Raw genomic sequence first — 14,762 nt, 5'->3', positions numbered from 1 at the left:
CGGTCCCCTCACCGGTCCAGCACGCGCCACTCTCCCACGCGCCAAACCGGCAAGACTGGCACGGTGGCCACAAACCCGCTACAGAGTGAAGCCAATCCTGCGAAAAGAGGGCCGCACAGTGATCAGCTTAAAAGATCTCGAATTCCTGTCCTCTCTGGCGCGCCATGGCCATTTCGCACGCGCCGCCGAAGAATGCGGCGTATCCCAACCAGCCTTCAGCATGCGCATTCGCAAACTCGAAGAGCGGCTCGATGCGGCCATCGTCAAACGTGGCAACCGGTTTCAGGGCTTCACACCAGAAGGCGAAGCGCTGGTGCGGCACGCCCGCAAAATCATGGACAGTGTCAAACTGCTCGAAGAGGAATTCCGCTCTGCTGGCGGTGAGGTCACCGGGCAACTCTCGCTGGCGGTGATTCCCACCGCTGTGGGCTTTGCCGCACAGGCTATTGGCAAATTGCGTGCCGGCAATCCCGCCATCACCGTGCGTCTGCAAACCGCCTCGTCACTGACCATTCAGCAAGGGCTGGAAAAACGCGTTTTTGATGCAGGCATCACCTATGGCGAAGGCGTCTCCCCCGAAATGATGCGCGTCGAGCATCTTTATGAAGAACGCTACGTGCTGGTGGCCCCCAAAACACTCGCCCCCCGTCTCGCTGGCACCGCCAGTTGGGCAGAAGCCGCAGAACTGCCGCTCAGCCTGCTCGACCCAAGCATGCAGAACCGGCGCATTCTGGATCTGGTCTTTCGCGAGGCTGGCCTCCTGCCTTCCGTGATTGCCGAAACCAGCGAGTTTACCTCGTCGCTCCTGATGGCGGCCAACGGGGTGGCAGCGACGGTGATTCCCGAAAGCCTGCTCGAGGGGCTTGGGGACAGAAAAGGCATTGCGGCCCTCCCCCTTGGTGATCCGACGGTTGAAAAAGACGTCAGTCTGGTGACGCCACACCGGCTGCCAGGCCTCTCCACGGTTGAAGCTTTACGTCGCGTCCTCAATCTTGGAGGGTGATAACTTTTGCTTATCTAAAGATAAAATCTGCCTGATTGATCATCACCAATAGTGATGTCACCCTATGCCGATCTGGTAGGGAGAGCACTATGGTACCGCTGGACGACTCAAAAGGCGTTTGGAAAAAGAAGGGCACCGGCAAATCACGCCGTACGCCCAAAGGGCGGCAGGTTGATGATGCCGCCTTAAATGAGGTTCAGGCGCTGATCGGGGGCATGCCCCTGCGTCGCGATTTGCTGATCGAATATCTTCATCTGATTCAAGATGCTTATGGGCATCTCTCTGCGGCGCATATCCGCGCGCTGGCAGAAGAAATGCGCATTGCGCAGGCCGAAATCTATGAGGTCGCAACCTTCTACGCGCATTTTGATGTGGTGGCCGAAGATGACACGCCCCCACCCGCGCTCACGATCCGCGTCTGTGATTCGCTGTCCTGTGAACTGGCAGGTGCCGAACAGCTGCGCAAAGCGCTGGAAATCGGCATGGACCCCTCCGAAGTCCGCGTGTTGCGCGCGCCCTGCATGGGCCGCTGTGACACCGCTCCTGTGGTCGAAGTGGGCCACAACCACATCCAGCACGCCACCCATGAAAAGGTGAACGCCGCTATTCACGCGGGTGAGTTGCACCCGCAAATCGGCGACTATCAGCAATTTGTGGAATATATGGCCGATGGCGGCTACCAAACCCTGCATGCTCTGCGCGACAATGGCGATTGGGAAGCGGTGCAGGAGCAGATCAAAGAAGCTGGCCTGCGTGGTCTTGGTGGTGCGGGCTTCCCGTCTGGCACTAAATGGGGCTTTGTGCGCGCCAATCCCGGCCCCCGCTATCTGGCGGTGAACGGGGATGAGGGCGAGCCTGGCACCTTCAAGGACCGTCACCATCTGGAGCGCAACCCGCATATGTTCCTTGAGGGCATGCTGATTGCGGCCTGGGCTGTGGAAGCGGCGACCTGCTTTATCTACATGCGCGACGAGAACCCCGGTGTGATCAAGATCCTGAAAAAGGAGATCGCCAAGCTCGTCGATGCGGGCATTGTCGCCGAAGATTACATCGAAGTCCGCCGTGGTGCAGGTGCCTATATCTGCGGCGAAGAAAGCGCGATGATCGAATCGATCGAAGGCAAGCGCGGCCTACCCCGCCACCGTCCACCTTTTGTGGCCCAAGTCGGTATCTTCAACCAACCAACCCTCGTCCACAATGTGGAGACCCTTTACTGGGTGGCGCGAATTGCCCGTTTTGGCCCACAGGTGCTGAATGCGGTCGAAAAGAACGGTCGCAAGGGTCTGCGCAACTATTCGGTGTCCGGCCGTGTGGCGGAACCGGGCGTCTATCTGCTGCCCGCAGGTTCCACCATTGAGGACATCATCACAGCAGCAGGCGGCATGGCAGAGGGCCATGTTTTCAAAGCCTATCAGCCCGGTGGCCCCTCCTCCGGTCTGCTGCCCGCATCGCTGAATGACGTGCCGCTGGATTTTGACACGCTGCAACCGCATGGCACCTTTATCGGCTCCGCCGCTGTGGTCGTGCTGTCAGATCAGGACAGCGCCCGTGATGCGGCGCTCAACATGCTCAAGTTCTTTGAGGATGAGAGCTGTGGCCAATGCACCCCCTGCCGCACCGGCTGTGAAAAAGCGGTGAAGCTGATGCAGGCGGACAGCTGGGATCAGCCTCTTCTCGAAGATCTGTGTCAGGTGATGGGCGATGCCTCCATCTGTGGTCTTGGACAGGCGGCCCCCAACCCGATCCGCCTTGTGATGAAACACTTTGGGGAGGAGATCTGAGATGGCTGACGGCGCACAACTGAACATGGTGACCTTTTCCCTGAACGGCAAAGATGTGACCGTGCCGGAAGGCACAACAATCTGGGACGCGGCCAATGGCGACGGCTTTGTGATCCCTCACCTGTGCCACAAACCGGCCAAGGGCTATCGCCCCGATGGCAACTGCCGCGCCTGTGTGGTGGAAGTGGAAGGGGAGCGCACGCTTGTGGCCTCCTGTATCCGCCCCGCCAGCGACGGCATGGTGGTGCACACCGAGAGCATCCGCGCCAAGAAGGCCCGCGAGATGGTGATCGAGCTGCTGGCAGCGGATCAGCCGGAAGTGAAACACGATGCCTCCAGCCATTTCTCCAAAATGGCCGAGCAGGTGGGCGTGGAGGAGTCCCGTTTCCCCGCCAAAGCGCCAGAGGCGATCCCGCTTCTGGATGCCAGCCACGTGGCGATGAACGTCAATCTGGACGCCTGCATCAACTGTAACCTCTGTGTGCGCGCCTGCCGTGAGGTTCAGGTAAACGATGTGATTGGCGTCGGCGGACGCGGTGCGGCCTCCCAGATCATTTTTGACCAGAACGATCCGATGGGGAGCTCTTCCTGTGTGGCCTGTGGCGAATGTGTTCAGGCCTGCCCGACCGGCGCGCTGATGCCGGCGACGGTGCTGGATGAGAATCAGGCGGGCGACAGCGCGGATTATGACCGCGAAGTCGAAAGCGTCTGCCCCTATTGCGGCGTGGGCTGTCAGATCAAGTTCAAGGTCAAAGACAACAAAATCAAATATGTCGAAGGCATTGACGGTCCGGCCAATGAAAACCGGCTTTGCGTCAAAGGGCGCTTCGGGTTTGACTATATCCACCACCCGCACCGGCTAACCAAGCCGCTGATCCGGCGCGAGGATGCGCCGCCCAAGGGGCTTAATGTGGATCCGGGCAATCTGATGACCCATTTCCGTGAAGCAAGCTGGGAAGAGGCGCTGGATGCGGCAGCCGGTGGTCTGGCCAAACTGCGCGCCGAGAAAGGCACCAATGTGGCCGGGTTCGGCTCTGCCAAATGCTCCAACGAGGAAGCCTATCTGTTCCAGAAGCTGATCCGTCAGGGCTTTGGCCACAACAACGTCGACCACTGCACCCGCCTGTGCCACGCCTCCTCGGTGTCTGCGTTGCTGGAAAATGTCGGTTCCGGTGCGGTGACCGCCACTTTTAATGAGATCGAAAACGCGGATGTGGCGATCACCATCGGCTGTAACCCGATCGAGAACCACCCGGTTGCGGCGACCTACTTCAAGCAGTTCACCAAACGCGGCGGCAAGCTGATTGTCTGTGACCCGCGCGGCGTGGGGCTGGGGCGCTATGCCTCCCACAAGCTGCAGTTCAAGCCGGGCGCGGATGTTTCCATGCTGAACGCGATCATGCATGTGATCGTGGAAGAAGAGCTTTATGATGAGGCCTATATCTCGCAGTTCACCGAGAACTGGGAAGAGATGAAAGCCCATCTGAAGGACTTCAGCCCGGAAGCGATGGAGCCGATCTGCGGCATCGATCCCGAGCTGCTGCGCGATGCGGCACGCACCTTTGCCAACGGCAAGGCCGGCATGATCTTCTGGGGTATGGGTGTCAGCCAGCACATCCACGGCACCGACAATGCCCGCTGCCTGATCAGCCTTGCGCTGATGACCGGCAATGTGGGCAAGCCGGGCGCCGGTCTGCACCCGCTGCGCGGTCAGAACAACGTGCAGGGGGCCTCTGATGCGGGGCTGATCCCGATGTTCCTGCCGGACTATCAGTCGGTGATGGATGACGGTGTGCGGTCGGCCTTCACCAAGGTCTGGGACAGCGAGGATTTCTCTGCGCAGAAAGGCCTGACCGTGGTGGAGATCATGCATGCGATCCATGATGGCGACATCAAGGGCATGTATATCCTCGGGGAAAACCCGGCGATGTCCGACCCCGATGTGGATCACGCCCGCCAGGCGCTGGCGATGCTGGATCATCTGGTGGTGCAGGATATCTTCCTGACCGAGACTGCCAACTACGCCGATGTGATCCTGCCAAGCTCTGCCTGGTATGAGAAATCCGGCACGGTGACCAACACCAACCGTCAGGTCCAGATGGGCCGCCCTGTCACCCCGCCTCCGGGCGAGGCCAAGGAAGACTGGTGGATCGAGGTCGAGCTGGCCAAACGTCTGGGGCTGAACTGGTCTTACACGCACCCCAAAGAGGTGTTTGCGGAGATGAAGCTCAACATGGGCTCGCTCAACAACATCACCTGGGAGCGTCTGGAAGGCGAGGCGGTGACCTATCCGTCGCTGAGCCCGGAAGATCCCGGTCAGGCCATCGTGTTTGGCGACGGCTTCCCGCGCGAAAACAAGCGGGCCCGGTTCACCCCGGCCTCGGTGATTGCGCCGGATGATGTGCAGAATGACGAGTATCCGATGGTGCTGATCACCGGCCGTCAGCTGGAGCACTGGCACACCGGATCGATGACCCGCCGCGCCACCACGCTGGATGCGCTGGAGCCGGAGGCAAACTGTTCGCTGCACCCCTCGACCCTGCGCAAGCTGGGTGTGGAGCCAGGCGACTATGTGCGCCTGACCACGCGGCGGGGCTCTGTGACGGTGATGGCCCGTATGGACCGCGCCGTGGCACCGGACAATGTGTTCCTGCCCTTTGCCTATGTGGAAGCGGCGGCGAACATCCTGACCAATGCCGCGCTGGATCCTTACGGCAAGATCCCGGAGTTCAAATTCTCCGCACTCAAGGTGGAAAAGGCCGAAACGCCGACCATCGCCGCAGAGTGATAGATCCCTAAAAACAAAGGCCGCGTCCCAATCTGAGACGCGGCCTTTTCGGTGGTGTAATATCTTTGGTGCTCAATCGCTTGGCACTGTGGCCAGCATGCTGTCGCGTTTGGCAAACTCCGCATACCACCCCGCAAGCCCGTCACGGCCCTGTCTCCAGTTGCGATCTCCATGTCGGAAATCCAGATAGCCCAACGCACAGCCCACAGCGATCTGCCCCATATCCAGCGGCCCAAACAGATGGCTCATCCAGCGTTCATTCAGCGCATCAAGCGCGCCCGCAACCTTGCCCCATTGCGCCTCAATCCAGTCCTCAAACACCATATTCTCAGGGCGCAGCCGTTTTTCATAGACCATGAGCACCGCCGCCTCGAGCATGCCGTCCGCTGTCGCCTCCAAGGTCAAGACATCCCAAAGGCGCTCTTCAGGGTAGAGATCGGACTTGGCCCGGGCCACCAGATAGCGACAGATCACCCGGCTGTCATAAAGAGCCGGACCATCCGGGCGCACCAGCGCCGGAATTTTACCCAAAGGATTGGCTGCCGCCGCCGCATCCGCGGTCGAAAGCGCCGTGGTTTTCACCCCCTCAAGCGTAACGTCTGCGCTCTGCCCTGTTTCAGCAAGAGTCACGGAAACTTTGCGCACAAATGGCGAGGATGGAGAATGGATCAGTTTCAATTGGGACATATCATTCACTCTGTTTCTAATGTGTTTCAGGTAAAACCCGAAATGCTATACGTCAGCAAAAGGCGATTGCATCAGCGCTGCCAGTTCACGCGCCTCACTGCCAAAGCCATAGGCTGCCATATGCTGTGCAGCTGCCAGCCGAACCTCTGCAGGCTTATTCTGGCCCAGTTTCCAGGTGCTTTGCACATCTTCTATGATCAGCCGGAACGGCACAATCATACGCAGCATGCGCTCAAAACTGTCCCCCTGCATCTTCTCGCGAGTCCAAGGCGTCTTCGGCGTCAAAGCCGCTTCAAAATGGGCCGAGAGCCGATCCAGCAGCGCGGGCAGATCTTCCTGCGGCAATGCTTGCAAACGCCCCGTCAGATGCACCGCAACATAATTCCACGTCGGCACCTGGTCCGCGACCTCATACCAATCCGGAGACACATAACTGTCCGGCCCGCTGACCGCGAGCCGTGCCACCCCGCCTGTATGCAACGCACGCACCATCGGATTGGAGCGCACAAGGTGCAAATCCGCACTCTTGCCATCTTCCGCCAACAAAAAAGGCACATGGCTGATCAAAGGCGCCTGATCTGCAACGGAGGCCGCCAACATGCCAAAGCCACGCGCGCGCGCAAAGGTCAGACTCTCTTCTGTCTCGGTGCCTCGAAAGGCTGGATTGGGATGCATGATCTGCGCCTCGTCTCTGGGTAACCGCGATGTTGCAAAGCTCTGCGAAGATTGGCAAGGTGCCATCGTTCTCAGGGCGGGGTGAAATTCCCCACCGGCGGTATGCGGGCACGCCCCGTAAGCCCGCGAGCGGCGTCTTAGTGCAGATGCATCCACATCCCCAAAAGTGGGAACCGGTTTTGGGATCAGATGTGGAGCCAACAAAGACGTGTCAGCAGATCTGGTGAGAGGCCAGAGCCGACGGTGAAAGTCCGGATGGAAGAGAACGTGCGATGGGTGTGGCTGCGAGGCTGCGCCTTATGCGCGCGTAATCGCCTTGGGTGACGTGTCTGAACCAAAGGAGATTACGATGACACACACCCGATTTGCCTTCATCAAGGCACAATGGCATGCCGATATCGTCGATCAGGCGCTCAAAGGGTTTTGCGAGCTGATCCCAGAGGCGCAGGTGGATGTTTTTGATGTGCCCGGCGCGTTTGAAATGCCCCTGCTGGCGCGAGATCTGGCCGAAAGCGGCCGATATGGCGCGGTGGCCGCCGCCGCGCTGGTGGTGGATGGCGGGATCTACCGCCATGATTTTGTGGCGCAGGCCGTGGTGGATGGCCTGATGCGCGCCGGATTGGACAGCGGCGTGCCCGTACTGTCCGTCTCGCTCACGCCGCACCACTTTCAGGAAACCGAACACCACATGGCGATCTACAAAGCGCATTTTGTGGAAAAAGGCCGCGAAGCCGCCCGCGCCGCGCTTGGTATCTTGAAAACCCGCGAGTCGCTTCAGAAAGCCGCCTAAGGTTTTTCGATGTGCCCGCAGAACACTGTGGGCGCATCCCCCGCCTGCCAGACCGGCAGCTTGGGCATGATACTTGCAAAAGCATCAGACTCCAGAAACCGCGCCAGCCAAATGGCAAGGTTGGGCCCTGCCTCCGCATCAAAACGGGTTTTGTCGATAAAGGCGAACTGGCGCACAAAGGGCAGGATTGCCATATCCGCCAAGCGCGGTTTGTCTCCAAAGAGCCAGCCGTCGCCCAACTGATCTTCCAAACTGTTCAGAAACTGCATGGCTTCTGCGCGGCTCTCCTCGGGATCCGCATCTGCATATCGCGTGTGATACTTCGTGCGATCCAGCGCGCGTTTGAACGGGCCATCCGCCGTCTCAATCAGGGCAAAACCCGCCTCCGGCATCTCCAGCCAACTCTGCGGATCCTTCTGGCGCAGCGCCCAGAGCATCACATCAAGGCTTTCATCAATCACCTCTGCGCCGTCTTTCAGACAGGGCACAGTGCCGCTAGGCGAGGTTTCAAGAAAGGCCGGCGCCTTGTCGCGTAACAGGATTTCTCGCAGCTCCACAGAGACGCCAGAGACCGCCACCGCCAGCCGCGCGCGCATGGCGTAAGGACAGCGTCGGAAAGAATAGAGAATCGGGGCCTCTGTCATGGTCTCACGTTTCCTCTTGCCCAAAATATCCCGGGGGAATCGCGTCTGCGCAATGGGGGCTGGCCCCCTATCTTACGACGCCCGCAGCTGTGTCCCCTCGATGGCGGTGATCGCTGCAGTCACAATACTGCCTTCCTGCTGGGGCACATCAAACTTCACCTCGGTGAATTGTTCCGTGCGGCCCATATGGGCGTTTTCCATCAGGATGTGATGGGTTTTGCCCAGCTGCGCGGCCAAATGCCGGGCCACCTGCGCCTCCCCTGCGGCGCGCAGCTCTGCGGCGCGGGCTTTGATCACCTTACCATTCACCTGACTGGGGATCTTGGCCGCTGGCGTGCCTTCGCGCTTGGAATAAGGGAAGACATGCAACCATGTGAGATCACAGTCCTCCACCAGCTTCAGCGAATTGGCAAAATGCGCGTCGGTTTCGGTGGGGAAGCCTGCGATGATGTCCGCGCCAAAGGTCATGGCGGGGCGCAGCTTTTTGGCCTCTTCACAGAAACGGATCGCATCATCGCGCAGATGACGCCGCGCCATGCGTTTCAGAATCAGATCATCGCCATGTTGCAGGCTGAGATGCAGATGCGGCATCAGGCGCGGCTCGGTGGCGATCGCCATCATCAGGTTTTCATCCACCTCGATGCTGTCAATCGAGCTGATGCGCAGGCGCGGCAGATCCGGCACCAGTTTCAGAATGCGCATCACCAGATCGCCAAGCTTTGGCTGCATCGGCTGATCCGCGCCCCAACTGGTGAGATCCACACCGGTCAGCACCACCTCATTAAAGCCTTTGTCCACCAGCCGTTTGATCTGGTCCACCACCACACCGGCGGGGACAGAGCGCGAATTACCCCGGCCATAGGGAATGATGCAGAAGGTGCAGCGGTGGTCACAGCCGTTTTGCACCTGCACATAGGCGCGCGAGCGGGTGCCAAAACCATCAATCAGATGGCCAGCGGTTTCGGTGACCGACATGATGTCGTCCACCTGTACCTTTTCGGTCTCACCAATAAAATCCGGACCACGAGGGCGCGCCATATCCTGCCAGGTGCCGGGCTGCATCTTCTCGGTGTTGCCGACCACCTTATCGACCTCGCCCATGGCGGCAAAAGTCTCCGGCTCGGTCTGGGCAGCACAGCCCGTGACAATGATCTTGGCATCCGGATTTTCACGGCGCAGGCGGCGAATCTCCTGACGGCTTTTGCGCACAGCCTCAGCCGTCACAGCACAGGTGTTCACGATCACGGCGTTTTCCAGCCCGGCAGACTGCGCCATGTCTTTCATCGCCTCAGATTCGTAAGAATTCAGGCGACACCCAAGCGTGGTGAACTTTGGCGGGGCGACGCTCATTTTGCGCGCTCCAGAAAAGCGGTGGTGAACTCTCCACTAAACACATGTTCAGTGCCACCCGTCATCCAGACGCCATCTTCGGCCCACTCAATCCAGAGCGTGCCGCCATCCAGATCAATCTGTACCTTGCGGCCCGTGAGGCCCCGGCGCGCCGCCGCCACAGCAGTGGCACAGCTGGAAGAGCCAGAGGCCAGCGTGATGCCAACGCCGCGCTCCCACACCCGCATACGAATGTGGTTCTTCCCAACAATCTGCGCGACCTGTACATTGGTGCGCTCGGGATAAAGCGGATGGTGCTCATGGGCCGCACCAAAAGCGGCCAAATCCACCGCCGCCACATCCTCCACAAAGAAGGTGCAATGCGGGTTGCCCATGCCTGTGGCCGTTGGGCCCCCGTCAATGGGCAGTTCAAGCGTGTCCATCTCATGGGAGAGGGGAATCTCATCCCACGCCAACTGCGGATGGCCCATATTTACAGACACAAGCCCCGCACCGGCCTCACGGGCCAACAATGTGCCACGATCCGTGGTGAGCGTCAGCGACGCAGCCCCGCTTTCATCCATCAAATGCCGTGCAATACAGCGAGTCGCATTGCCACAGGCCGCTGAGGTCGACCCATCCGCATTGTAAAAAATCAAATGCGCATCGGCATTGCTGCCCGCCGCACCCGGCGCAATCACCGCAAGTTGGTCGAATCCAACACCTTTTTGGCGATCTGCGATGGCTGTGATTTGCGACTCGGTCAGCTCAAAAGCCCGCGCACGAGCGTCAACAACGACAAAATCGTTGCCAAGCCCATGCATTTTCATAAAGGGCAAAGGGGTGTTTGCGCGTGTATCCATTGGGCGGATATACGCCCGATCCAAATTAGTTTCCAGTGGCGCGATTTTTTTCTCAGAATCCGCTTGACCCCCCCGGCGCACAACACTAGAACCCGCCCTCACAGAGTGGGCCGTTAGCTCAGTTGGTAGAGCAACTGACTTTTAATCAGTGGGTCATAGGTTCGAATCCTATACGGCTCACCACTGAAATCAAATACAAGCTGATGCTTATAATGTGCCATGCAGGTACAGAGTAAGGATCGCTGTATTCGGTTTTTCTTCTCCTTGCTTACCGCTGACTTTCCGACCCTCTGGCGCGCCCTCCGCGCATTTGGCCGGCACATTCCCAGCCGCATAGATTGCAGCCCCGAAAGCAAAGGAGAGGCCGCAAACAAAAAGGGCCGCTCAAAAGAGCGACCCTTTCCGTAACTGCGATCAACGCGATCAGCCGTTCACGCTGTCTTTCAGCGCTTTGGCGATGGTCATTTTCACAACCTTGTCCGCTTCTTTCTTGATCTGCTCACCGGTGGCCGGGTTGCGAACCATACGCTCAGGACGCTCACGGCAGTAGATCTTGCCAACGCCTGGCAGAGTCACTGCACCACCAGCAGACACTTCGCGAGTGATCAGCGCGCATACGGCTTCCAGAGCTGCGCCTGCGGATTTCTTGTCAGAACCCATGTCCTCGGCCAGAGCGGCAACGAGTTGGGTCTTGGTCATCGGTTTCGCCATTTCAGGTCTCCATTAGTCTGCCCGAATATTGGGCCTCGTGGGCGGCATTTAACGGGATGTGGTGGGTGAACACAATAAATTGTGTTGCTAAAAACCAAGTTTTTATGGGTTTTCCACAAGTTTCCGTAGGGTCAGAGGAAAGCGGTCTCATCAAAAGAGCGCAATTTCCGCGAGTGCAAACGCTCCAGTGGCATTTCGCGCAACCGTTCCATGGCACGAATACCAATCAGCAGGTGTCGTGCGACCTGTGTCTTATAGAAGTCACTCGCCATGCCGGGAAGTTTCAATTCCCCATGCAGCGGTTTATCGCTCACACAAAGCAGCGTCCCATAGGGCACCCGAAAGCGATACCCATTGGCCGCGATTGTGGCACTCTCCATGTCCAGCGCCACGGCGCGCGACTGGCTCAACCGCTGCACAGGTCCGCTGTGCTCCCGAAGCTCCCAGTTGCGGTTGTCGATGGTCGCCACCGTCCCGGTGCGCATCACGCGTTTCAGCTCATAGCCGGACAGCTCCGTCACCTCGGCAACGGCCTCTTCCAAAGAGGTCTGCACCTCCGCAAGCGCCGGGATCGGCACCCAGACCGGAAGATCATCATCCAACACGTGATCCTCACGCAGATAGGCATGCGCCAGCACAAAATCCCCAAGGCTCTGAGAATTGCGCAGCCCCGCGCAATGCCCCACCATGATCCAGGCATGCGGCCGCAAGACGGCGATATGATCCGTCGCCGTTTTGGCATTCGATGGACCAACACCGATATTCACCAGCGTGATCCCTGATCCATCCGCACGTTTGAGGTGATAGGTCGGCATCTGTGGCTGTTTGTCCACCGGATCCAGCGGCGCATCCGCCTCGGTGATTTCCACATTTCCGGTGCTGACAAAGCTGGTGTAGCCACTCTTTTTGTCCGCCAGCATCTGACGGGCATAGGCCTCGAACTCTGTCACATAGAACTGATAGTTGGTGAACAGCACATGGTTCTGGAAATGCTCCGGATCCGTGGCCGTATAGTGGCTCAACCGCGCCAGCGAGTAATCCACCCGTTGCGCGGTGAAAGGCGCCAGCGGGCCAACACCATCCATCCCCACACTGGCGGTGCCATTCACAATGTCATCATTGGTGGTCGACAGATCGGGCACATCAAAGATGTCGCGCAGCGTGAAATCCGCCGCCCCCTCCTGCGGCACGCTCATATCGCTATGGGCGGCGACCGCAAAATGCACCGGAATCGGCGTGGTCGATGCGCGCACTGTCACCGGCACCTTATGATTCTCCAGCAGCAACCCAATCTGTTGCTCCAGATAATGCCGGAACAGATCTGGCCGCGTGATGGTTGCCGCATGCACACCGGGTTCTGCCACATGGCCAAAGCTCAACCGGCTGTCCACCTGGGCAAAACTCGTCGTAGCCACCCGAACCTCAGGGTAAAACGCACGAATGCGATGTCCGTCCGGCCCCTTGCGCAGTGCACGGCCAAACTGCTCACATAGGTAAGAAGTCGCAATGCGGTACAGCTCTTCCAGACGCGCCACCGCCGCCTTGGGATCGGTGAAAGTTTCAGGGGCAGGCACCGCTGGGGAATGCACGGGAATATTCTGTGGAGTCATTTCACCGCCTTAATCACGTCAGTCATTTCAAATTTTGTCACATCTACCAACCCCAGATCGCTGATCCGCAACTCCGGGATCACCACCAGCGCCAGAAGCGAATGCTGCATATAGGCGTTGTTGAGCGTGCAGCCGCAGGCCTCCATCGCCTCAACCATTTTCTGCGCCTTGGCCGCAACCTCCGTGGCAGGCGCATCTGACATCAGACCGGCAATCGGCAACTCCACCAGCGCAATCTCTTCGCCATCCTTGAAGACAGTCACGCCGCCGCCCACAGCGCCAAGCCGGTTGGCGGCCTGCGCCATGCTCGCACGATCCGTGCCCACCACAATCATATGGTGGCTGTCATGCGCCACTGTGGAGGCCATCGCCATTTTACCGGTGTAACCAAACCCGGACACAAAGCCATTGGTCACACCTCCGGTGCCCAAATGCCGCTCCACCAGCGCGATCTGGCACACATCCTGCGCGCCATCACCTTCCACCACGCCATCGACAACCGCCAGATCCGCCGTCAGAGCCTTGGTCGGGGCTTGGTTTTCAATCACGCCAATCACATTGGCCGTGACCGCCTGCGCCCCCTCTGGTGCGGCCACCTCAAAATCCGCCGCCGTGCGGTTGCGCCCAAGATTGACCGTCTGACGCGCATGCTCTGGCCAGTCATAATGCGGGCAATCCACCAGAACCGCGCCATCCTTGGCCACGGTTTTCCCACGCGCAATCACCTGCTCAATCGGCAGAGCTCTCAGATCACTGGTCAGAATCACATCCGCCCGCCGTCCCGGCGCAATGGAGCCCAGATCCCGCTCCAATCCAAAATGTGTTGCGGTGTTGATCGTCGCCATCTGCAAGGCCACTACCGGGTCACAGCCACAATCGATGGCATGGCGCACCACGCGGTTCATGTGACCATCGTTGACCAAAGTGCCGGAATGGCAATCATCCGTGCACAGGATAAACCCACGCGGATCCAGCCCCTTTTCCGTCACTGCCGTGATCTGGGTTTCCACATCATACCACGCAGATCCAAGCCGCATCATCATGCGCATGCCCTGACGCACCCGTGCAATCGCATCCGCCTCACAAGTGCCCTCATGATCATCCGCCGGTCCCCCTGCGGCATAGGCATGGAAGTCCTTGCCAAGATCCGGCGAGGCATAATGCCCGCCCACGGTCTTGCCAGCCTTCTGTGTGGCCGCGATTTCCGCCAGCATCTGCTGGCTGCCGTTGATCACACCCGGGAAATTCATCATCTCACCAAGGCCAATGATGCCGGGCCATTGCATCGCCGCCGCCACATCATCCGGCCCGATCTCATAGCCTGTGGTTTCAAGCCCCGGCGCAGAAGGCGCACAGCTGGGCATCTGCGTGAAGATATTGATGGGCTGCATCAGCGCCTCATCATGCATCATCCGCACGCCTTCCAAGCCCAGCACATTGGCAATCTCATGCGGATCGGTGAACATTGTGGTGGTGCCATGACCGATCACCGCTCGGGCAAATTCCGCCGGGGTCAGCATGCCACTTTCAATGTGCATATGCCCATCACACAGACCCGGGATCATAAAGCGCCCTTCGGCCTCGATGATCTCCGTGCTGGTGCCAATGCAATGGCTGGCATCCGGCCCGACATAGGCGATCCGCCCTGCGATCACGGCAATATCATGCCCCGGCAAGATCTCCCGGGTGTGCACATTCACCCATTGTCCGTTTTTGATGACAAGATCGGCCGGGCTGCGCCCCGCAGCCACTGCGACCAGTTGAGGGGCGACATCCGCCCAGCTCTGAAAATACGTCTGTTCCATGGCCCAAGGTGACACGCAGACTTCCGGGGTTCAAGCGCCTGTCGTTTGAAGATTTTGCGAAAGCACAGTTTGCAGG

General features: G+C 59.2%; 12 protein-coding genes, 1 tRNA gene and 1 riboswitch. Of the genes, 5 read left to right on the top strand and 8 right to left on the bottom strand.

Features of this window, described 5'->3' with window-relative positions; translation table 11 throughout:
* Nucleotides 1-118: 118 nt before the first annotated feature.
* The 3 genes from J7382_RS02295 (at nt 119) to fdhF (ending at nt 5,572) form a co-directional block, all read left to right on the top strand.
* Nucleotides 119-1,003 carry a LysR family transcriptional regulator gene (locus tag J7382_RS02295; RefSeq protein WP_209066824.1) on the top strand — a complete coding sequence of 295 codons (885 nt, stop codon included), beginning with the start codon at nt 119-121 and terminating at the stop codon, nt 1,001-1,003.
* An 89-nt stretch (nt 1,004-1,092) separates the two neighbouring features.
* Nucleotides 1,093-2,784, top strand: coding sequence for an NAD(P)H-dependent oxidoreductase subunit E (locus J7382_RS02290; RefSeq protein ID WP_209066822.1), 1,692 nt, complete (start codon nt 1,093-1,095; stop codon nt 2,782-2,784).
* Between the two features lies 1 nt (nt 2,785).
* A complete protein-coding gene (fdhF, locus tag J7382_RS02285; protein ID WP_209066820.1) occupies nt 2,786-5,572 on the top strand; it encodes a formate dehydrogenase subunit alpha in 2,787 nt (928 codons plus the stop codon).
* A gap of 72 nt (nt 5,573-5,644) precedes the next feature.
* Here fdhF and J7382_RS02280 read toward each other — a convergent pair whose 3' ends face one another.
* Together J7382_RS02280 and J7382_RS02275 are read right to left on the bottom strand one after the other, a co-directional pair.
* On the bottom strand, nt 5,645-6,250 hold the full coding sequence (locus J7382_RS02280; protein WP_209067560.1) for a glutathione S-transferase family protein: 606 nt from the start codon (nt 6,248-6,250) through the stop codon (nt 5,645-5,647).
* Between the two features lie 54 nt (nt 6,251-6,304).
* A complete protein-coding gene (locus J7382_RS02275) occupies nt 6,305-6,934 on the bottom strand; it encodes an FMN-binding negative transcriptional regulator (RefSeq protein ID WP_209066819.1) in 630 nt (209 codons plus the stop codon).
* 63 nt (nt 6,935-6,997) lie between these two features.
* A riboswitch (FMN riboswitch) is annotated at nt 6,998-7,205 on the top strand.
* Between the two features lie 78 nt (nt 7,206-7,283).
* Between J7382_RS02275 and J7382_RS02270 the strand changes: the two genes are divergently transcribed.
* Nucleotides 7,284-7,724 carry a 6,7-dimethyl-8-ribityllumazine synthase gene (locus J7382_RS02270; protein WP_209066817.1) on the top strand — a complete coding sequence of 147 codons (441 nt, stop codon included), beginning with the start codon at nt 7,284-7,286 and terminating at the stop codon, nt 7,722-7,724.
* Here the strand turns inward: J7382_RS02270 and J7382_RS02265 are convergent.
* From J7382_RS02265 to dapF, 3 genes are all read right to left on the bottom strand, one after another.
* The gene (locus tag J7382_RS02265; protein WP_209066816.1) at nt 7,721-8,368 is read right to left on the bottom strand and encodes a glutathione S-transferase; all 648 of its coding nucleotides are present in this window, start codon (nt 8,366-8,368) and stop codon (nt 7,721-7,723) included. The genes J7382_RS02270 and J7382_RS02265 overlap by 4 nt on opposite strands.
* A 72-nt stretch (nt 8,369-8,440) precedes the next feature.
* Nucleotides 8,441-9,718, bottom strand: coding sequence for a tRNA (N(6)-L-threonylcarbamoyladenosine(37)-C(2))-methylthiotransferase MtaB (mtaB, locus tag J7382_RS02260; protein WP_209066815.1), 1,278 nt, complete (start codon nt 9,716-9,718; stop codon nt 8,441-8,443).
* Nucleotides 9,715-10,560, bottom strand: coding sequence for a diaminopimelate epimerase (gene dapF / locus J7382_RS02255; RefSeq protein WP_209066814.1), 846 nt, complete (start codon nt 10,558-10,560; stop codon nt 9,715-9,717). Before dapF ends, mtaB begins: the two co-directional genes overlap by 4 nt.
* A gap of 107 nt (nt 10,561-10,667) precedes the next feature.
* On the opposite strand from dapF, the gene J7382_RS02250 reads away from it, so the two are divergent.
* A tRNA-Lys gene (locus tag J7382_RS02250) sits at nt 10,668-10,743 on the top strand.
* A gap of 240 nt (nt 10,744-10,983) precedes the next feature.
* On the opposite strand, the gene J7382_RS02245 is transcribed toward J7382_RS02250, so the two are convergent.
* The 3 genes from J7382_RS02245 to ade all read right to left on the bottom strand — a co-directional run bounded on the left by J7382_RS02245 (nt 10,984) and on the right by ade (nt 14,686).
* Entirely contained in the window at nt 10,984-11,271 is a 288-nt protein-coding gene (locus J7382_RS02245; RefSeq protein ID WP_209058508.1) for an HU family DNA-binding protein, read from the bottom strand.
* Between the two features lie 131 nt (nt 11,272-11,402).
* Nucleotides 11,403-12,881 carry an AMP nucleosidase gene (locus J7382_RS02240; RefSeq protein ID WP_209066813.1) on the bottom strand — a complete coding sequence of 493 codons (1,479 nt, stop codon included), beginning with the start codon at nt 12,879-12,881 and terminating at the stop codon, nt 11,403-11,405.
* Nucleotides 12,878-14,686: an adenine deaminase gene (gene ade, locus J7382_RS02235; protein ID WP_209067558.1), complete on the bottom strand. Its 1,809-nt coding sequence runs from the start codon at nt 14,684-14,686 to the stop codon at nt 12,878-12,880. Before ade ends, J7382_RS02240 begins: the two co-directional genes overlap by 4 nt.
* Nucleotides 14,687-14,762: the final 76 nt, after the last annotated feature.

The organism is Shimia sp. R11_0, assembly GCF_017744035.1.
Lineage (GTDB): Bacteria > Pseudomonadota > Alphaproteobacteria > Rhodobacterales > Rhodobacteraceae > Shimia > Shimia marina.
This window is presented reverse-complemented; position numbering and strand designations above follow the sequence as displayed.